Here is an 18,161-nt window from a genome sequence, read left to right on the forward strand (position 1 = left end):
TTTGGGAAATAGAACGACGAACATCCTCGTTTGCGAATAGTTTTAGCAATGTCGCACTCGAGACAGCTCAAAATTGGCTCGAAGCCGTTGCTGTCTACCACAATTCACGCCAAACTTAACGCGACCAGAAAGTCACTGTGCTCATTTAGCTTCCAATCAATAAGTACGAGATCAATGTCCGATAAATTACCAAATTCGTCTAGCCGTTCTACTGCTTCGCTGGGTCCGCTAAATTGGACAGATAACTCAGAAACAAAATCGCTCATTCTATCCGCATCTCTTTTTCGGTCCTCTGAATCGTCAATCCACCAAATTGTATATTCACTCATTGAGTGTCACCTCAACACATGTAGACCAGTCATCTGTATCGACGAAACGGGCCTGTCCGTCATATTTTTCAGCGATGTTTCGAACAATACTTAGCCCTAATCCAGTTCCCCTCCCTAGCTGTTCAGACAACTCCTCGGGCATCTCTTTGGATAGATCTTCGTATATATTGTTGACTGGGTCAGAAACCAATGGCTGGAACGCTTCTTCGCGGGCGCTGTCGGGAATCCCGACTCCGTTATCGTAAACCCGAATTTGAATCCCATCATCAATATTTTTGCCCTCAATGTGGATCCGATTGTTTTCTCCTCTAGATGTACCAACAGCCTTGATACCATTTGTAACCAAGTTGATAACAATCGAATACAGCTCTGATTTATACATTGGTGGCGTGTAAAGTAGCCTTGGAATATCTGTTGAAAATTCAACATTATAGTATTCCGCAATATATTCTGTTGCTTCTATAACATCCTCAACTATCGTTGAGATAGCTTGCTCTTCTACATCTTTTCGGTTTCCAGTTTCCATAAATATACCAAATAGTTCCATCTGGCTTTTAAATCGGTCTTCCATCTTGCGCAGATTTCCGATGATATCTTCGAATTGTGCGTGTTGATCTTCGGGTACATTATTCATAACCGCCTCAATTTCGGCAGCGGTGCTTCCAAGATTGTTAACCATCGAACGAAGTTCGTGTGAGAAAGAGAAGACAACCTGATTTACGGAGAACGCAGATCGGAAAAAATCAATTTCCTGCTCTTTTTGTTCAAGGGTGCTACGGACAACTTTTGTCGCAGTTTCGACAGCTTCGTCTGATACTTGTCGGTCCTCTTCCGGAACGGTGTCGGTTGCCGTATCTGCGACACCTTCTAACAAGTCTAGTGCGCTATCGACGGGCTCTTTATCTTGATCTTCGCTCGTCTTGTTAACATCTGACTCATCGTCTTTACCAGCAGAATCTTTTTGATTTTTATCGACAGTTACATCTCCGGCTTCGCTGGTAGCTCCGTGTTCACCTTCATCAACCGAATCATTACCACCTTCGCCGGTAGAATCGCTCTCACCGTCTTGGGTCTCGTCAAGAAATTTTTCCGTCTCTTCTTCCAGCTGCTTTCGTGATTTTACTGCCTTGTAATGACTCCACTGTAGAGTCATCCACTGTAGGCTCAAACGGATGATTTCTCGAAGTTCCTCGAAGATCTTATTCTCTTGGAAGTCTTCCCGATTTGAGGCCATCGTCAGGTCTGCATCCGAGCTGATCATCACTCGTCCTACCAAATTCCGATTATTTGGGCCAGCCAACAGAGCTTTGTTAAAATCTGTGTGTAAATCTAAGTTGTCACGAAGTCCTTCGAACGTCTCATCCGGGCTACGGCCTTTATGTGTCGTTCTGTCTTGGTCGATCCCGAGCCAGTCGTCATTCGGCCCACCGTAAGTGAAAACACGAAATCCACCTTTGTATACGCGGACACCACTATGATTGTCTGAGATATCTCTTGCTCGTTTCAAACTTAGCGTCTGAGGGTCCCGATAATGCTCTTTAGTATCAAGGGGAATATACGAGATCTCGAATTTCGTTCCAGCTAGTCCGGGTGAATCGTGAGAAAATGAATAGGATTGATTTCCAATAATGTTAGCATCAAGTTCTAGTGATACCTTTCCATTTTCACCGATCTCTCCTTCAAGAAAACCCCAGCTTGCGTTGTGAATCTGCTCAGTAAGAGTTCCTTCCCCCATGTCAAATTCGGGAGCGCGAAACGTGATGTCAAACCCGGGATCGTATTCGAAATTCGGACCACGATCCTGCTCTTCAACAACCGCCAGCGTAACCATGTTGCGACGTAGTGTATCGAAGTCTCTCTTTGTCCAAGACTCTTGTAGGTCTCTTAGACGAAGTGTTGTTCCGGTGGAGATGTTTGGTTCTTCGTCGCTAGTAACTTCCTCTACTGTCACTGGAAAACTAACTTCCTCGATTTGTTGATCTGCTTTATAATCCCTCCAGTCAATGTTCAGCGTTGTTCTCTGGTAGACACCGTCCTCGATCTTGGCAGTTGTTTCAATATTGAGAACATTTGCGAGACGGCGGCACGCAAAACGGCCAATCCCTTTATTTCCTGCTTTTTCACGCCCGTATTTTTCTGAAACTGGATCACGAAGCTTACTGGTCGTCGCGATCCGCATAAAGTCATCTCGTACCTCTTCAAGTGTCATCCCGGTCCCGTCATCAATAACTGCGATTTCACTATCCGAGGTATCTTGGGCTCTTACATCCTCAAATTCAAGGATTACCTCTGTCGCGTCCGCGTCATAGGAGTTCTTGACCAACTCCCCTACCGCGACATGGTTTCGCGTAACCAGGTTTTCACCTAGTTCTTCGAGGAGTCGACTGTCGATAGTAAAGGTGACAGTTTCTCCATCTGAGTCAGCCATCAACTATGTCCAATATTGGTAAGGTTAAAAATAGGAGGGGAATATGTATGCTACTGTGAGTACCCAATCCCAGTCGGTTACGCTGCCAACTGGCGATAAGATCACGTATTCCATCGATGAGCGTGATGTTTTGTATCCACGGCTAACGCTCAATCCAGATGGTACACTTGCCGTCATCGTTCCTCCAGAAACACCCGGACATACGGTTGTTGCTAACGAACAGGAATGGATTGCCTCAAAGTATGAATCACAGCAGAACGATCTTACATCTATCTTAGACAAATATGGAATAATCACAGAGAATTTCACACTCTGGGGTAAATCTTACATACTTCAAGAGAGAATAGGTCAACATGAGGTTAAAATTGAATCTAACCGTCTTATTCTGACAGCACCTCCTGATTATTCTGCGGTAAACTATCTCAAAAAGAAAATTAAACAAGCGCTTGCTACCGCAATTGAGACCATTGCGGATAGTTTCTGCCAACAACTGAATCAGGATTATGAAAAGATTACAATTAGATCACAGCGGACGAAGTGGGCAAGCTGTTCGGGTCAAGATACCCTCAATTTCAATCTTAGATGTGCGTTCCTTCCCATTACACATCTACAGTATCTCGTAGCGCACGAAGTCACACATCTTGTGGAACAAACACATAATAAGAACTTCTGGGAAGTTCTTAGGTCGTTTCTGCCAGACTATGAGACTGTTAAGAATGAGTTACAGGGTTTCTGGTACGCAGTCCACCATAATTCTCAATGGATGAGCTTTCTTGACACATCTCACCCCTGAGGCTCGTCTCCCCACTGGAGGATCGGTTCCAGCACTTGATGAATCTCATCGAGGATCTGTTCATCATCCAGTTCCCGTCGACGGACCTGACGTAGCCGATGATACCATTTACTCAAATTCTCAATAGTAGATCCGTCAACATCTTCCGGATTTATCACGGGGACATCATTGAGTTGGTTTATTTCAATTTTTTGAAGTCCCTGATAGTCCATACTGTATTTGCTGAGATGTTTGTTTACAACGCGGCTGTTAAGATAAGCCAAGAGTGCTTGTATCTGTGTCTCGGTATAATCCTTTTTTGGTGTAATTGTGTGAAGATTATTGAGACACCGAAGTCCGGCATGGTTACGGATGAATAAGAATCCTGTCCGGTTCATGTACTTCGCTAGAATCGGTGCTGGTGTCTGTTTCTCAACTCGATACCATGGGTTCCGTTTTGAAACGAGATAGCCGTCAGTCGTATCCCGTTCTTCACCCAGGTTCAGATACTCGATGAGATTCTCATCTTCAATCTCATCTTTTTCAACAATATCTTGGTCTGAATAGCAGTATAGCAACCAGACTGGCCGATCATTGTCACGCCACTGACTCCAGTCGTCATATTTGAGATCGAGAAGTCGGAGTCCGTGTGCTGACCGTATAATCGGCACCAGATATTCTGTAGATAGTCCAAACTCAGATACTTCTGAGGCAGTGAGGCAGAAGTAATCATTATCTCCTGTGGCGATCCCTCTATTAATATCTGCAATCTCTTCAAATACGGTCATCGCTTCCTGATTTAGGGTGTCACTTTCTTCGAGATAGTGTGTCCACCGCTCAGTCGGCGATAAGAGATGCTGAGAAAGCGTTATTGATTCATTTATCTCTGGAATCTTATCAAAATCTGCTTCAAGTAACTCTGTCGCGTCGACTTTGCTTGGCCACTGCTTCAAGCTTAGAATACTCGTTGGTGTTTCTTCACCAGGAGTCCCTTTTTCGAGAAGAAGTAGCGCTGGGCGGATTTTGATACCGTTGAAAACGTCGATCTCGTCTTCCAGTTGGATTACTCCACGAACACGGAACTCTTGAAGAAGGAATCGTTTCAGGTCTCGTCCGAACTCCGTATCTAGGAATTTTGATGGCACAATAGCAGCTAGCCGGCCACCCTGATCTAGGAATTGTGCGGCGTGAGCGAGAAAATATCCATATAGGGGTGTTCGAGAGGATAGTTCATAGCCAGATTCTGCTGTAATAGTGCTATTGAGTCGTTCTTTCTGTTCGTCTTCAACAGCTTGGTGACGGGAATACGGTGGATTCGCAATGACACCGTCGACTGTTATTGTCTGATAACTGTTATCCTCGTACGATCGAGGAGAATATTCGATGAAATCCGATTGACTGAGTTCCGCACTCCCCTTTCCATCGACAAGTTTCAAAGTTACCGCAGCCATCGAGATTGCAGTTTCATCAATATCTACGCCAGTGATATCAGCGATCGGCTCTGTTGCTCCCTTCTTGATTTTCTGTTTCAAAACCTGTGAAGAAAGCTGCCCAGCACCGATTCCTGGATCGAGAACCGTATCGCCGGGATTTTTGACGACCCAAGAGGCTAGAAACTGACCGATATATTCCGGTGTTGCAAACTGGCCTAGATCGCGTCGAGCATTTTGTGATACGAGTGATTCATAGATCTTCGCTAGGCCAGTTGCTGGGTCGTTATACGCTCTGATGGGTGGGTGTAGAGCAAGGAGAACATGATCAAGCCATGTTGGTACTGGTGAGATAATCTCATCAACTGTAGCCGTTTCAAAGCCGGAGTCACCAGTAGCTTGGAGTGCGTCAGAAAATTGTGTTCGCCATGCGCTATCCAATGTGAGCGGAGAGAGGCAACCCCTATACTCAGGTCGGTGAAGTTGGTACAGAAGACTTCGAAGCAACCGCCGATATACAGCTATCCGATACGCGTATTCTGACCTTGCTACCTCTTCGGGGAGGCTGCGGCTGTCTAGCCAGCCAACGACATCATCCGAAAAGGAAGACGTGTCACACTCTGACTCAACGCGAGCTGCAAGTTCAGCCACTACCTCCGTAATCACCTCAACAAACTCTTCCTCACTAGGATAATCTCCTGGTGCAGTGGGTACATCTCCGCCGTTACTGAGTTCCCAAGTGTGATCTCTTCCTTTTTTTTGCCTCGATATCATCCCCAATTCAGCTAAACGGAGAAGTCGTCGCCGTGTTGTCGAATAACTACACGACAAGTGGGAATTGATTTCTTTTGTCGAGAGCTGGCCTTCGTGGCCGAGGAGAACCAGGACGCTTGCAGACGTGTGCGAAGTTACGCACATGTCAATCTGGACCTCCCGGGATTTCGCCATACGACACCCCAATACGCGGTAGGTCTTGGGGCTTGTGGAAAACAAAAATCTTGGTCTGGTGTCTCATAACACAATTAATTGGCGCTACTCAAAGTCCACGTCTGTCATCAGTAAATTTCCTAGAAACGCGGATGAGTAACTGCTTACTGTTCAATATCCGTTGCGTCAATCTCGCCTGCGAGGTACTCACGACCGAGATCAGTTAGTTGGTAGTATCCGTCATTATCCTTCTCTAAGAGCCCCTTCTCGGCCAGTTCTGGTAGCCGTCCTCGAACAGTAGAATACCCGATGTCGTGACCGTGTCGATTTAAATTCCGGTAGAGAGGTTTCGGGGCAAGTTCTAGGTCGTGGTCGTTGAGGAACTCTAAGATGACTAGGTCAGTCATCGTCATCCACCCCGGAGTAGGCCGCATTTTCGCAACCTCGTATGGGAACTCTGTTAGTTATACGGGGTGTGTTCTTTGAAGAGCCTATATAAGCCATAACTTAGCTTGTATGAGCTAACTTTTAATACCCCCGAACCCACACCCTACGCTTACGGACCCACTCGGCCGTCGTCGACGACGCGCCGTGCCTGAAAAGGACGCGGGCCGCGCTGCTGGAACAGCCGGCCCGTGTGGGGTTCCGTGCCTGAGCACGAAACCCATGTACGCCGAATCCACGCGGGGGCTTGAAAATCCCGTCCGAGACGCGGCACCGACTCTGACTGACGAGTATCCGGCAGCGCTCACGACGCTCGTCCGCGCCGACCGCGCGAGCCACGATGTCGCTCAGACTACGCTCCGCGAGTTCCGCGGCGAGGTGGACCTGTACCCCGACCGATGAGCGACGCGAGCGCCACGTCCGGAACACCATCCCGAACCGCGAAAACCCGGACACACCGCCGAGGTCGCGACCATCCGGAACCATTCGGAACCGGCCGGGACACACTAAACCGCGCATCGGGCCGACTCCGACGCATGGCGACCCATGACGCCGCGACCAGCACCGCACGCGATGACCGACCGATGCCGTCTGAAGCCACTTCCATGAGCGACGCCCACACCCAGTCGACCGACGAGCCGAACCGTGACGAGACGACCGACGACGAGCCCACCCGCGACGACACCGCTTGGTACGACCTGCTCGGGTTCCAGCGCGACCTCCTCCTCGTCGCCGCCGAGGTCGAAGGCGAGGAACTGCCGAAGGGCCTGACGCTGAAGGAGCGCCTCGAAGCGCGCTACTCCGGCCCGATCAACCACGGCCGCCTGTACAGCAACCTCGGCGACCTCGAAGACGAGGGGCTGATCGAGAGCGAACGGTTCGACGGCCGGACGAACGCCTACCGCGTCACCGACCGCGCCCGCGAGCTGCTCGCCGGGCGCCGCGACGCGATCGACGCCGCCCTCGACGCAGGGGGTGAGGAATCGTGAGTCCGACCGTTGAGGTCGAAGTGCGACGCAATCGCCACGGGTCCGTGCTGGCGTACGCGGAGCGCGACCGGGCGGCCCGACTCCTCGCCGACCACCGGAGCGTGCTCCAGTCGCTCTACGCGCTTGTGGACCGCCGTCACGGCGCCGACGGCGAGACCGTCGCGCACCTCACCGTTCGCGAGGACAGTCGCGTCGTCGAGGAACTCGACCTTCGCGATCGGTTCCGGCGCGACCTCGACGCCGACCGCGCGATCTCGCTCGTCGAGGACCTCCGCTACCACGCCGGGGAGCGCGAACTCGTAACCGACGGCGGTATCGATCAGCCCTGGAGTACCGACGACGAACCCGAACGCGGTTTCGGCAGCAGGAAAGGGGAAACACGCAGGTGCGTGCCTCTGACACGGTGCGCCGATCACACCGAGAGATCCCAAGGGCTAGACGCGGAAATGTTTGCTGGAAACCGTCGGCTGGTTGCCGACGGCGGTCGCGACCGCGATGACGACCTCGCCCGTATCGCGGACGCCCTCGAACTCCGGAACGCGCTCCTCCTCCAACTGGTTCAGGACCGGCGCCGGGACGCCGCGCGAAACGATCCGAACCCGGACCGCAGCGCGCCGTCGGACCGCGCTACCGCGACCGACGTGGTCGACGCGTACGGCGACCTCTACGGGGGATCGGTCGCCGGGTGGGAGTTCGACCCGGTGAGCGACCGTATCGAGGAAATGGGTGACGACCGATGAGCCGGAAGCCGTCTTCGCCGCCTGCGAACCCGTCGGACCTCTCGCCGCGGGAGGCGCGCGACCGGTTCCTGGAGAAGCGCTCGATGGAGAACTCAGACAAGACGATCCGGAGCTACGACAACCGCCTCACGCGCTGGGTTCACTGGTGCGAGGAGCGCGGCGTCGAGCGCGTCGGCGACCTCTCCGGCTGGCTGTTCGACGAGTACGAGCGCCACCTCCGCGCCGAGGACAACGCCCCGGCGACGGTGAATGGGAAGATGACCGCCGTCTCGCAGGTCGTCCAGTACCTCGCGACGATCGAGGCCGTCGACGAGGACCTCCCGGAGAAGGTCCACGTCCCGAAGCTCACGCGGTCACAGGAGACGAGCGACACGATGCTCGACACCGAGGACGCGAAGCAGCTCCTCGCGTTCTACCGGAACGACCCGGCCCGCTTCGGCACCCCGCCGCACGCGGTCCTCGAAGTGTTCTGGAACACGGGCTGCCGGCTCGGCGCCGTCGTCGGCCTCGATCTCGGTGACTACGACCCGGAGAACGGCTATCTCGACTTCAACCACCGGCCGGAGTCCGGGACGCCCCTGAAGAACAACGAGGAGGGCGAGCGCGTCGTGCGCATCTCGGAGCCGGTCGTCGACGCGCTCGACACGTACATCGCCCGGGAGCGCTCGGACAAGCGCGACGAGCACGGCCGCGAGCCGCTGTTCGCGGGCCGACAGGGCCGCGTCACGGACACGACGATCCGCTCGTGGACCTATCAGGGGACACAGCCCTGCCTCTACATGAAGTGCCCACACGGGCGCCGTCGCCGGAGCTGTAAGTTCACGGAGCGCTCGCACGCCTCGAAGTGTCCCTCGTCGCGGGCACCCCACCACATCCGGACGGGCTCGCTCACGTGGCACTGCGACCGCGGCCTCCCGATCGAAGTGATCAGCGAGCGCGTCGACGCTGACCCGGACACGATCAAGCGCTACTACGACAAGGCGGACCGGCATCGGAAAATGGCAGAACGCCGAGAGGAGTACACCGCGGACCTCGATATCGCCGGGATCGGCGAGGAGGACGACGACTCATGACAACGACACCGAACGCGGCCGTCTCAACGTACCGACATAGGGGTAATCGCGAGTTTGGTTCGTCCCTCCGGCCCCATACCCTTGCTTCAGAGGTCCCAGTCGGCGGACTACAGTAGCTCGCTGAGTCCGTGCTTGGGAGCCGGCGTATACACGATACATATAGGAGCAGATGTTGGCAATATAGCTCATGGACGATGTCACCGTTGTCGTTCCGGCCTACGACGAGGCGGGTCGGATAGGGCCGGTCGTTCGTGATCTCGTCGACGAGTATGCCGTGCTGGTCGTGGACGACGGCTCGACGGACGCCACGGCGGCGGAGGCCGAGGACGCGGGAGCGGACGTCGTTCGACAGCCGGAGAACGCGGGCTATATCCGCGCGCTGAAACGCGGGTTCCGAGAGGCGACGTCCGAGATCGTCGTCACGTTCGACGCCGACGGCGAACACCGTCCCGAAGACGTCGACCGTCTCGTTCGACCGGTCAGAGACGGCAAGTTGGATCTGGTTCTCGGTGCCAGATCGACCATTCCGCGCCCCTCGGAACGGCTACTCAACGAACTGGCGCGGTTGAAGATCGACGTGCGGGACTCGGGTACGGGGTTCCGCGCGCTCCGTCGCGAACTGGCCGTGTCGCTCGATCTCGACACGGCCTGTACCTGTGGGACGTTCGTGTTAGAGGCGGCCGCCAACGGGGCGAGGATCGGAGAGGTTCCCGCAGAGACGCGCTCGATTCAGAAACCGCGCGGGATCGCTTGGAAACACGGCAGACAGCTCTTCCACGTGCTGCGGTACCTGATGCTTGCCCCACGTCGGTCGTAGGCGCTGGACGCAGTCGCGATACGTATCGGGGACGTTGTGTCTGGATCCCTACGCGTCGACGAACGGGTTCGAGAGCTTCTCGCCCCTTCTTGTGGGCGCCGTGGTGCCTGTCCCCGACGGCAGATCGCGCTCACCGAGGCCGACGGGAGTGATCGGTCGAGACGGCTTCGACGGGTATCGACCTCGTCTCGCGAAGCGTCGGCAAAGTTCCGGTCAGCGGCGAGCCACGATCCGCCCGGCGAGCAAGCCGACGAGCGCGATCATGCCCGCCATCGCGAGGTAGATCGCCAGTCCGATCGCCTCGCCGTTCGCCCCGTTCAGGCCCGCCAGTCCTAGGAACACGACGGCGATGACGGCGTGAAGCGTGAACACGCCAGACGGGGCGTTCGCGCCGAGATCGAATCCGAGGTCCATACCCTCGCTTCGGCCACCGTCGGAAAAAGTCGTCCGGTCGGTCGCGCGCCATCGACGCGCTCGCCGCCGACGGGGCCGCCACACTAAACCGACACCGACCCGAGGGGTAGCCCGATGACCGACGCCCGCTCCCGACGCGAGTGGCTCGCCGCGGTCGGCGCAGCGACGACCACCGCCGCGGCCGGCTGTGCCTCGCTCGACAACCCGCCCGTGGACGAGCCCCGCGAGGCCCCGAACGTAGACCCCGGCGCGGGGGACGCGACGCGACAGACGATACCTCCGGGCGTGGCGCAGTTCCGCGGCTCGCTGGAGCGGTGGGGGTACTACCCGGACGAGACGGTGCCCGACGCGGTCGAAGAGGCGTGGCGGATCCCGGCGGTCAACACCGGCGACCACAGCGCGGCGAAGGCGAGCGCGGTGCCGACCCCGGACGGCGGCGTCGTCCTCTCGGGCGACACGGGGGACCTCCTCGCGATAACGACCGACGGGGACGTTCGCTGGCGCGGCGAGACCGACGCGGGAGGGCGCGGGATCCACGGGACGCCCGCGGTCGCGGACGGTCGCGCCTACGTAGGCGCGTACGACGGCGTCCTCTACGCGTTCGCGCTCGACTCCGGCGACCTGGAGTGGTCGACCGACCTCGGCGGCTCGATCGGGTCGAGCCCGCTGTACCTCGACGGGGAGCTGTACGTCTCGGTGGAGTTTCCAAACCCCGAAGGGCGGCTGTTCGCGGTCGACGCGGCGACGGGCGACGTGACGTGGGAGGAACCCGACCACCGTCCCACCGACCACCCCCACTCCTCGCCCGCGGTCTCGCTCGCCGCCGGCCGGATGGTGTGCGGGTCGAACGACGGCTACTGCTACTGTTGGAGCTTCCCGGAGCTGGAGTTCCAGTGGCGCTTCGCGACCGACCCGCCCGCGTCCAACGACGGCGAGATCAAGGGCCCGATCGCGACGTACGACGGCGCCGCCTTCTTCGGCTCGTGGGACTTCAACGTGTACCGCGTGGACCTGGAGACGGGCGAGGAGGACTGGCGCTTCGAGACGGGCGACCTCTCGATGACGGGGCCCGCGATCGACCCCGAGCGCGACGTGGTGTACATGGGCAGTCACGACGACCACCTGTACGCGCTCGACGCGGCGACGGGGGACGTGGAGTGGCGCTTCCGGACCGGCCGCCCGCTCACCGGCTGCGCGACGGTCGCCGGCGACCGCGTGCTGACGGGGTCGAAGGACGGCACGCTCTACGCGCTGGAGGCCGACTCCGGTGACGAGGTGTGGCGCGTCGACCACGACGGCTGGATCACCAGCGCCCCCCGCGTCGTCGACGGGGAGATTTACTACGCCGAGCGCGCCCCCGACCCGGACGGGGGAGACACCGACGGCGGCGGGTACAAGCTCGTCGCCGCGGAGTGAGCGGCGTGGCTGCGGTGGAGGACCGCCGAGACCGCTCACGGCCGCGGTCGATCGGGTAGCTCGAACACCTCCTCGATTCGGGCGTCGAACTCTCGCGCGATCCGCCACGCGAGCTCCAGGGAGGGGTTGTACTCCCCCTTCTCGACGTAGAGGACCGTCTGCCGGGTCACGTCGACGCGGTCGGCGAGTTCGGCCTGCGTCAGCCCCGCTTCTTCGCGGAGCTCCCGGATACGCGTCTCGAACTCCACGGTTACGCCTCCACGCCCCGCCGTCGGACCCAAGCCCGCGTGCCGTGGGCGACGGAGGAGACGCAGATCGCGACGGCGGCCCACACCACCACGACGCGGGCCTGCGCGTAGGCGGTCGCCGCGACGCCGGCGAGTCCGCCCGTCGCCTCCAGAGCGGACCCGAGGAGGAAGACGGCGAGCGCGGCCCCGAACAGCAGCATCACGGCGCGGCTCGCGGCGGTCCGCGTGATCTCGCGGGTGCGCTCGTCGATCGGCGTGTGACCGACGCGGTCGGCGAGCGTCCGGCTGACCGGGAAGAACGCGACGAACAGCACCGCGCCGCCCGCGATGAGCGGGGCCGATTCGCGGGCCAGTCCGAGGTTGAGGGTCAGTACCGTCACGAGCATGTGAACGGCTCGTCCGATGCGGTATCGCGTCTGAGGTCGCATGGAGTGGTCACCTCTAGATGTAAATTCGATCTAACGTTATATATTTCTTACTCTACTAACCGGCGCGAGACCCGTTCCTCGCGAGAATTGCGTCAAATATCGGGCAGCGGGCCGTCGGTAAGGAGATCACGAGCCCGCTATCGACGGCGGGGGCTGTCGTGGTTCAGCCCGCAAGGCAGGTCGTACTCGAAGGAACCAGCGGTGAGATGGAACCTGCGAACTCCCGAAGACGTGGACCTACCCCTCAGTGAGGAAAGCCCACGAGTGTAGTCGTGGGAGAAGTCACAACACGTCGCCGATCCGGACCGGTTCGCCGTCGAGTTCCGGGTCCTCGGCGACGATCGTCAGGACCTCGTGGTCGGTGACGTCCCGGTACGACTTCCCGGTGGCCTCCTCGATCAGCGTCTTCTCCAGTTCGAACTCGGTCCCCTCGTAGACGACGTCGACCCCGCGGTCGGTGAACGTCAGTTCGGTACGCATGCGCTCAGATACTCGACGAGAGGGGATAAGCGGCACGAACACAGGGAGTCGGCGGTTTCGAGGTGTATCACGAGACCTGCCCGCGGCGGGTCGGCCGTGGGTCCGGGTCAGATCGCGTTACAGGCGGTGTCGTGGCCGGACTCGCAGAGTCGTTCGAGCGTCTCGCAGGCCTGTTCGTTCCCGTTCGCGCAGAGGCGGCGAGCGAGCGCGACCGTCGCGGCCGAAGTGGAATCGGCGCTCGCGTCCTCGCCGTCGCTATCTTCCGAGTCGGCGGCGGCGAGCCGATCGGGACCGCGCGTCCGTTTCCGGCGGCTGCTCCGCGTCGAACGGCTAGATCGGTTCGATAGTTTGTGCCTCCGTGGCATAGAGTAACACACGCCGCGGAAACAGATAAATCCGAATCGGGTGTGCGAACTGTACGCACATCGGCCACGGCCGGTCGGCGGCGAGTCGCGTCGAAGCGTGACAGGAGAGGGGCAGTTCAGTCGTCGTCCTCGTCGCGCATCTCGGAGAGGCGGCCGACGAGGTCGTCGGTGTCGGCGTCGCCCTCGATGGAGACCTCACCGTCGTGGTCGTTCTCGTGGACGTTCACCGCGTCGTCCTCGTCGGTATCGACGTCCTGATCCTTCTGTTCGCTCTCGTCGTACGATCCGAATCCCATACCTGTCCGTTTGGCGGCGCACTGAAAAGCACCGCGACCGCGATCCCGTGCGAGAGCGATTCACTCGCGTCCGACGTTCGTCCGACGCCCCGTACCGTTTATACGCGCGGGGCGACTGCTCCCGGTGTGTCGCTGCGAGGAGGCGGCCCGATAGAGGAGCTCGCGATCCCCTCGGGGACGACCGTCGAGGAGCACGACGTCGTCGTCGACGGCGACGTGCTCGTGGGCGGCCAGTCGACCGTCGAGCTCGGCGTCCGCGGCCGCAACGTCGCGATCGGCGAGCGCGTCAGCGTCGGCGACGACATCGAGGCCGAGGGAGACTGCCGGCTCGACACCTGGTGTTCCGTCGACGGCAACGTGTTGGTCGGCGAGGACGCGTACCTCGGCGAGCGGGTCACCGTCACCGGGCGCCTGATGGTGTCGGGCGACCTCGACATCGGTGACGACGTGACGATCGAGGAGGGGTTCGAGGCCAACGGCTGGATCGTCATCCGCAACCCGGTACCGACGATCGTCTTCTACTTCATCGTCCTCTCGCAGCTGCTGCGCGTCGGCGAGACCGACGCGGCCGACGAACTTGCCGAGGCGCTCGCCGACGGCGACGACGTCCGCGACCCACTCTTGATCCCGCGGAGCGCCGAGATCGCCGACGACGCGTGGCGCGTGTCGACGCCGGCGACCGTGGGCGACGACTGCCGGCTCCACGGCAACCTCCGCGCGGCGTCGATCCGCGTCGGGGAGCGCAACGAGGTGTTCGGCTCGCTGCGCGCCCGCGAGGACATCACCGTGGGCGCGGAGACGGTCATTCACGGCGACGTGACGACCCGGGGCGGAACCGTGACCGTCGAGGCCGGCGCGCGCGTCCTCGGCGACGTCTCCGCCGGCGACCTCGTGGTGTACGACGGCGCGGAGATACAGGGCACGCTCCGGGCGCGCGGCGAGATGAAGTTGGTACAGCGGACGGGCCCCGAGACCGTGGCGGACGAAGTCGAGGAAGGAGGAGGAGCCGAAGCCGGAGGGTCAGACGGAGTCGACAGCGAGGAGCCGGACGGAGTCGACAGTGAGGAGTCGGACGGAGTCGGAGATGACGACGCCGATCCAGGCGACGGGCCCGAGAACGAGACGACGGAGTCCGCGCGCGAGGATGACGCCCCCGAGACAGACGGCGAGTCCGACGCCGAGGGGACCGCAGCGGTGACCGCCGACGCCGGGGCGGCGACGGAGGGGGTCGAGTCAGAGAACGACTCCTGACCGGGAGAGAACGTCTTCGGCCAGTACCCGCCGATCCCAGAACAGCTGTATCGAAGCCTGAAGAGACACATTAACGCAGATGAGCCGCCAGTTCGGCGGACGTTTAACCCGATTTTAGCCGTTTTAATTTCACAAAGTATCTGAACGGACACAAGGCACTTACAACGGCCGCCGAAACGGCCGAGTGCGACATGAGCCGATCACTGACGGCGACCCGCCGCGCGACGCTGGCGGGGCTGGGCGCGATCGTCGCATCGGGAAGCGTGACAAGCGTAGCCGCGGCCGCGGAGAGGGACTGGACCGTCGAGGCGACCGAGACGGACAGCACGCTTCACGACGTGGTGTCGGCGAACGCCGGTCGCTTCGCGGTCGGGGGCGGCGGCGTGCTCACCGCGCCCGCCGAGGAGGGTTGGCTGACGCTCCGCGACGGCGGCCCGACCGGAAACGGGAACAACCTCTACGGCGCGTCGGTCACCGACGACGGCGAGCGCGTCTGGTTCGTCGGCGCGAGCGGCGCCATCGGCGAGTACATCCCCGCGACGGACACGCTCGTTGACCGCTCCGCGCCGATGGACAACACGAACAACTACAACGACGTCGCGGTCACCGGCGCCGCCGGCGAGGCGAACGTGTACGTCGCCGGCGACTCGGGGAAGATCTACTACAGCTTCGAGAACGGCGCGACGGGGACGTGGGACTACGTCACGCCCGGGAGCGGCTCGGCGCTCCCCGCGATCGACTTCCACGCCCCCCGAGGCGGACACGCGATCGATACGAACGGGCGCGTGTTCGCCACCGACGACGGCGTCACGTGGAACGCGATCGGCATCGAGGACGCGAACGTGACGTTCTACGGCCTCGACAGCGACGCCCCCGACGACGTCGCCGTCTCCGGCGGCAACGGGACGCTCCTGACGTACGACGGCGCGAACTGGACGCCCGACGCCCTCGGCGACGCCGACCTCGTCGACGTCGAGGCCGACGGCGAGGCCGGCTACGTCGTCGGCAGCGGCGGGGTCGTCCAGGAGCTCACCGCCGACGACCGGATCGTCCTCGACACGCCGACCGGCGAGAACCTGAACGCGGTCGACGTCGACGGCGACGCGGTCGTCGTCGGATCCAGCGGCACCGTCCTGCGTCGGTAACGGCCTCGGCGACGGCCACTCGATCGGTCCATACCCGCCGAGCTATCGGATCCCCCTCAGTCGCCGTCTCCGTCCGGGGCGGCGACGAACACTTCATCGTCGAGGGCCTCGCAGACCGCGTCTGCGAGCGCCCGGAGGTTCACGGTGTCCTCGCGGTTGTACGAGACGAGCGTCTCCAGCGCTTCCTCGTCGCCGCGCTCGTACTCACGCCAGAGGCGCACCGCGTCGCGGCCGGAGATGTCCGGGCGGTCGCGGTCGATCCCGAGTTCCTTCTCGATCGGTTTCAACCCGCCCGAGAGGCCGATCCGCTTTGCCGGGTACATCAGGTCGAGGTGGGGCGTGTCGATGTCGACGTCGAAGGAGGTCTCGAGGAAGGGGACGTCGAAGCGCGCGCCGTTGAACGTCGCGAGCAGGCTCGCGTCCGCGAACTGCTCCCGGAGCCGGCGCGCGGTGAGGTCCTCGCCCGCGACGAGCGTCGTCGTCTCGCCGCCCTGATGGAAGCTGACCGTCGTCACGCGGTCGCGGCGTTCGTCGAGGCCGGTGGTCTCGATGTCGAAGAAGCAGGTCTCCTCGCGGAAGTTCTCGTAGAGCCGCCAGCGCTCGCCGGAGGGGAACTCGCGGTCGAAGTAGGCCGCGTCGCCGTCGTCGAGCCGCGTCAGCGCCTCCGCGATGAACGACTCGATCCGGTCCGCGGTCGTCGTCCCGACGCCCGCGACGTCGACCCCGGGGTCGAACGCCTCCCACGTGGTGACGCCCCGCCCCCAGAGGCGTCGTTCGGTCGTCTCGCCCACCCCCTCGACGGGGATGAAGCTGTTCTCGATGCGCATGTCCGTTCCGGCGCGACGCGTAGCTAAAAAGCCGACGGGAGCGGGCGGGCGGCCCCGACCGACGAAGAGCTAACACGGTCCAGGCCCGAGGGCCGTGCGTGATCGAGCGAGCGAACCGACGGGAGGGCGAGGCGCGAGCGCCGCGATGACACGGACAGACCCAGACGATGTCACGCTGATCGGGCATCGCGCCTGCGCCGACCAGTACCCGGAGAACACGGTCGGAGCGATCGAGCGCGCGTCACCGCGCGTCGACGCCGTCGAGCTCGACGTGCGACGGTGTGCGAGCGGCGAACTCGTCGTCGTCCACGACGCGGATCTCGGCCGACTGACCGACGCGTCCGGACCCGTCGCGGATGCCGACTGGAGCGAACTCCGCGAACTGACGGTCCTCGGCTCCGAGGAGTCGATCCCGCGGCTCGACGGCGCGCTCGACGCCGCGCCCGACGACCTCACCGTCAACGTCGAGGTCAAGGAGCCGGCCGTCGCGGGCGACGCGCTCGACGCGGCCCGGCGGGCGGCGAACGAAGTACTGTTCTCGTCGTTTCACCCTCGGGCGCTCGCGGCGCTGCGGGACCGCGACCCCGAGACTGCGCGCGCGCTGCTCGTCGCGGGCGGGGACGCCGAGCGCGCGGTCGAGGCGGCGACCGACCTCGGCTGCGTCGCGGTCCACCCCCCGATCGACGTCGCGACCGAGCCGGGGTTCGTCGATGCGGTACACGAGGCCGGGCTGCGGGTGAACGCGTGGACCGCGACAGACCGCGACGAGGTCGAGCGGCTCCTCGGAGCCGGCGTCGACGGGATCATCGCCGACCGGTGGGACCTGCTCCCGGAGCCGGGGCGGTCGTCGCGGGACTAAGTAGCTCCCGCTCCAACGCGACGATATGTGCGGCCGCTACACCCTCTTCACCCCCACCGCCGACCTCGAAGCGCGGTTCGACGCCGACTTCGGCGACCGTGAGCCGAGCTACAACTGCGCGCCCGGGCAGTCGCTACCGGTGATCGCGGACCGGGATCCCGGCAAGACGACCCGGATGGAGTGGGGGCTGACCCCGTCGTGGGCGGACGAGTCGTTCGACCTCATCAACGCCCGCGCGGAGACCGTGCGGGAGAAGCGGAGCTTCGCCGACGCCTTCGAGCGCCGGCGCTGTCTCGTCCCCGCCGACGGCTTCTACGAGTGGGTCGGCGGCGACCGCGGCGGCGGGAAGACCCCCTACCGCGTCGCGTTCGACGACGACCGCCCGTTCGCGATGGCGGGGATCTACGAGCGGTGGGAGCCGCCGACGCCGGAGACGACCCAAACGGGGCTCGGCGCGTTCGGCGGCTCCCACCGCTCGTAGAT

20 protein-coding genes and 3 pseudogenes are annotated in these 18,161 nt (G+C 60.9%); 12 read left to right on the plus strand and 11 right to left on the minus strand.

What is annotated here, in order from left to right; all coding sequences use genetic code 11:
• A pseudogene (locus EXE51_RS18060) lies at positions 1–119 on the plus strand (IS6 family transposase); the annotation flags it as partial.
• Positions 120–321: 202 nt separating this feature from the next.
• Here EXE51_RS18060 and EXE51_RS17055 read toward each other — a convergent pair.
• Positions 322–2,757, minus strand: a complete 2,436-nt coding sequence (locus EXE51_RS17055) for a sensor histidine kinase (RefSeq protein WP_137693151.1) — start codon at positions 2,755–2,757, stop codon at positions 322–324.
• Positions 2,758–2,812: 55 nt separating this feature from the next.
• Between EXE51_RS17055 and EXE51_RS17060 the strand changes: the two genes are divergently transcribed.
• Positions 2,813–3,550 carry a M48 family metallopeptidase gene (locus tag EXE51_RS17060; RefSeq protein WP_241990660.1) on the plus strand — a complete coding sequence of 246 codons (738 nt, stop codon included), beginning with the start codon at positions 2,813–2,815 and terminating at the stop codon, positions 3,548–3,550.
• Here EXE51_RS17060 and EXE51_RS17065 read toward each other — a convergent pair.
• The 3 genes and pseudogenes from EXE51_RS17065 to EXE51_RS17070 form a co-directional block, all read right to left on the minus strand.
• Positions 3,541–5,400 (minus strand): N-6 DNA methylase, encoded by a 1,860-nt coding sequence (locus tag EXE51_RS17065; protein ID WP_241990661.1) that lies wholly within the window; start codon positions 5,398–5,400, stop codon positions 3,541–3,543. The genes EXE51_RS17060 and EXE51_RS17065 overlap by 10 nt on opposite strands.
• Positions 5,401–5,715: 315 nt before the next feature.
• Positions 5,716–5,907: pseudogene (locus EXE51_RS18280) on the minus strand (MarR family transcriptional regulator); the annotation flags it as partial.
• Between the two features lie 143 nt (positions 5,908–6,050).
• The gene (locus tag EXE51_RS17070; protein WP_394348095.1) at positions 6,051–6,299 is read right to left on the minus strand and encodes a winged-helix domain-containing protein; all 249 of its coding nucleotides are present in this window, start codon (positions 6,297–6,299) and stop codon (positions 6,051–6,053) included.
• Positions 6,300–6,552: 253 nt separating this feature from the next.
• Between EXE51_RS17070 and EXE51_RS17075 the strand changes: the two genes are divergently transcribed.
• The 5 genes from EXE51_RS17075 to EXE51_RS17095 all read left to right on the plus strand — a co-directional run bounded on the left by EXE51_RS17075 (position 6,553) and on the right by EXE51_RS17095 (position 9,949).
• Complete coding sequence (locus EXE51_RS17075; protein WP_137693161.1) at positions 6,553–6,732, plus strand: hypothetical protein; 180 nt, start codon at positions 6,553–6,555, stop codon at positions 6,730–6,732.
• A 203-nt stretch (positions 6,733–6,935) separates the two neighbouring features.
• Positions 6,936–7,319, plus strand: a complete 384-nt coding sequence (locus EXE51_RS17080; RefSeq protein WP_241990663.1) for a helix-turn-helix transcriptional regulator — start codon at positions 6,936–6,938, stop codon at positions 7,317–7,319.
• A complete protein-coding gene (locus EXE51_RS17085) occupies positions 7,316–8,059 on the plus strand; it encodes a hypothetical protein (protein ID WP_137693154.1) in 744 nt (247 codons plus the stop codon). The genes EXE51_RS17080 and EXE51_RS17085 overlap by 4 nt, the downstream gene beginning before the upstream one ends.
• On the plus strand, positions 8,056–9,132 hold the full coding sequence (locus EXE51_RS17090) for a tyrosine-type recombinase/integrase (protein WP_137693155.1): 1,077 nt from the start codon (positions 8,056–8,058) through the stop codon (positions 9,130–9,132). Before EXE51_RS17085 ends, EXE51_RS17090 begins: the two co-directional genes overlap by 4 nt.
• Before the next feature lie 187 nt (positions 9,133–9,319).
• Positions 9,320–9,949 carry a glycosyltransferase family 2 protein gene (locus EXE51_RS17095; RefSeq protein ID WP_049929946.1) on the plus strand — a complete coding sequence of 210 codons (630 nt, stop codon included), beginning with the start codon at positions 9,320–9,322 and terminating at the stop codon, positions 9,947–9,949.
• A 213-nt stretch (positions 9,950–10,162) separates the two neighbouring features.
• On the opposite strand, the gene EXE51_RS17100 is transcribed toward EXE51_RS17095, so the two are convergent.
• Positions 10,163–10,363: a hypothetical protein gene (locus EXE51_RS17100; protein WP_137693156.1), complete on the minus strand. Its 201-nt coding sequence runs from the start codon at positions 10,361–10,363 to the stop codon at positions 10,163–10,165.
• Between the two features lie 114 nt (positions 10,364–10,477).
• Between EXE51_RS17100 and EXE51_RS17105 the strand changes: the two genes are divergently transcribed.
• Entirely contained in the window at positions 10,478–11,779 is a 1,302-nt protein-coding gene (locus EXE51_RS17105; RefSeq protein ID WP_137693157.1) for a PQQ-binding-like beta-propeller repeat protein, read from the plus strand.
• A gap of 35 nt (positions 11,780–11,814) precedes the next feature.
• Here EXE51_RS17105 and EXE51_RS17110 read toward each other — a convergent pair whose 3' ends face one another.
• The 5 genes from EXE51_RS17110 to EXE51_RS17135 all read right to left on the minus strand — a co-directional run bounded on the left by EXE51_RS17110 (position 11,815) and on the right by EXE51_RS17135 (position 13,596).
• Positions 11,815–12,027, minus strand: a complete 213-nt coding sequence (locus tag EXE51_RS17110; protein ID WP_049929951.1) for a helix-turn-helix transcriptional regulator — start codon at positions 12,025–12,027, stop codon at positions 11,815–11,817.
• Positions 12,028–12,029: 2 nt separating this feature from the next.
• The gene (locus EXE51_RS17115; RefSeq protein WP_086215319.1) at positions 12,030–12,413 is read right to left on the minus strand and encodes a hypothetical protein; all 384 of its coding nucleotides are present in this window, start codon (positions 12,411–12,413) and stop codon (positions 12,030–12,032) included.
• Between the two features lie 324 nt (positions 12,414–12,737).
• Positions 12,738–12,935: a DUF5800 family protein gene (locus tag EXE51_RS17125; protein ID WP_086215320.1), complete on the minus strand. Its 198-nt coding sequence runs from the start codon at positions 12,933–12,935 to the stop codon at positions 12,738–12,740.
• Between the two features lie 107 nt (positions 12,936–13,042).
• A complete protein-coding gene (locus EXE51_RS17130) occupies positions 13,043–13,300 on the minus strand; it encodes a hypothetical protein (protein WP_094495007.1) in 258 nt (85 codons plus the stop codon).
• A gap of 116 nt (positions 13,301–13,416) precedes the next feature.
• Positions 13,417–13,596: a DUF5786 family protein gene (locus tag EXE51_RS17135; RefSeq protein ID WP_049929958.1), complete on the minus strand. Its 180-nt coding sequence runs from the start codon at positions 13,594–13,596 to the stop codon at positions 13,417–13,419.
• Positions 13,597–13,722: 126 nt separating this feature from the next.
• Here EXE51_RS17135 and EXE51_RS17140 point away from each other — a divergent pair, with 126 nt between their 5' ends.
• Both EXE51_RS17140 and EXE51_RS17145 read left to right on the plus strand, forming a co-directional pair.
• Complete coding sequence (locus tag EXE51_RS17140; RefSeq protein ID WP_137693158.1) at positions 13,723–14,847, plus strand: polymer-forming cytoskeletal protein; 1,125 nt, start codon at positions 13,723–13,725, stop codon at positions 14,845–14,847.
• Positions 14,848–15,110: 263 nt separating this feature from the next.
• Complete coding sequence (locus EXE51_RS17145; protein ID WP_199234075.1) at positions 15,111–15,992, plus strand: hypothetical protein; 882 nt, start codon at positions 15,111–15,113, stop codon at positions 15,990–15,992.
• 56 nt (positions 15,993–16,048) lie between these two features.
• On the opposite strand, the gene EXE51_RS17150 is transcribed toward EXE51_RS17145, so the two are convergent.
• Positions 16,049–16,819: a ribonuclease H-like domain-containing protein gene (locus tag EXE51_RS17150; RefSeq protein WP_094495010.1), complete on the minus strand. Its 771-nt coding sequence runs from the start codon at positions 16,817–16,819 to the stop codon at positions 16,049–16,051.
• A 145-nt stretch (positions 16,820–16,964) separates the two neighbouring features.
• On the opposite strand from EXE51_RS17150, the gene EXE51_RS17155 reads away from it, so the two are divergent.
• Positions 16,965–17,678 carry a glycerophosphodiester phosphodiesterase gene (locus EXE51_RS17155; protein WP_089308091.1) on the plus strand — a complete coding sequence of 238 codons (714 nt, stop codon included), beginning with the start codon at positions 16,965–16,967 and terminating at the stop codon, positions 17,676–17,678.
• 25 nt (positions 17,679–17,703) lie between these two features.
• Positions 17,704–18,150: pseudogene (locus tag EXE51_RS17160) on the plus strand (SOS response-associated peptidase); the annotation flags it as partial.
• Between the last annotated feature and the right edge of the window lie 11 nt (positions 18,151–18,161).

The sequence above is a fragment of the Halorubrum sp. CGM5_25_10-8B genome, from assembly GCF_005435095.1.
Lineage (GTDB): Archaea > Halobacteriota > Halobacteria > Halobacteriales > Haloferacaceae > Halorubrum > Halorubrum ezzemoulense.

Coding starts and splice junctions, on each gene's coding strand:
- EXE51_RS17055 (WP_137693151.1), bottom strand. CDS start 2,757: ATGGCTGACTCAGATGGAGAAACTGTCACCTTTACTATCGACAGTCGA.
- EXE51_RS17115 (WP_086215319.1), bottom strand. CDS start 12,413: ATGCTCGTGACGGTACTGACCCTCAACCTCGGACTGGCCCGCGAATCG.
- EXE51_RS17130 (WP_094495007.1), bottom strand. CDS start 13,300: ATGCCACGGAGGCACAAACTATCGAACCGATCTAGCCGTTCGACGCGG.
- EXE51_RS17125 (WP_086215320.1), bottom strand. CDS start 12,935: ATGCGTACCGAACTGACGTTCACCGACCGCGGGGTCGACGTCGTCTAC.
- EXE51_RS17100 (WP_137693156.1), bottom strand. CDS start 10,363: ATGGACCTCGGATTCGATCTCGGCGCGAACGCCCCGTCTGGCGTGTTC.
- EXE51_RS17090 (WP_137693155.1), top strand. CDS start 8,056: ATGAGCCGGAAGCCGTCTTCGCCGCCTGCGAACCCGTCGGACCTCTCG.
- EXE51_RS17070 (WP_394348095.1), bottom strand. CDS start 6,299: ATGACGATGACTGACCTAGTCATCTTAGAGTTCCTCAACGACCACGAC.
- EXE51_RS17155 (WP_089308091.1), top strand. CDS start 16,965: ATGACACGGACAGACCCAGACGATGTCACGCTGATCGGGCATCGCGCC.
- EXE51_RS17075 (WP_137693161.1), top strand. CDS start 6,553: ATGTACGCCGAATCCACGCGGGGGCTTGAAAATCCCGTCCGAGACGCG.
- EXE51_RS17150 (WP_094495010.1), bottom strand. CDS start 16,819: ATGCGCATCGAGAACAGCTTCATCCCCGTCGAGGGGGTGGGCGAGACG.
- EXE51_RS17095 (WP_049929946.1), top strand. CDS start 9,320: ATGGACGATGTCACCGTTGTCGTTCCGGCCTACGACGAGGCGGGTCGG.
- EXE51_RS17135 (WP_049929958.1), bottom strand. CDS start 13,596: ATGGGATTCGGATCGTACGACGAGAGCGAACAGAAGGATCAGGACGTC.
- EXE51_RS17105 (WP_137693157.1), top strand. CDS start 10,478: ATGACCGACGCCCGCTCCCGACGCGAGTGGCTCGCCGCGGTCGGCGCA.
- EXE51_RS17080 (WP_241990663.1), top strand. CDS start 6,936: ATGAGCGACGCCCACACCCAGTCGACCGACGAGCCGAACCGTGACGAG.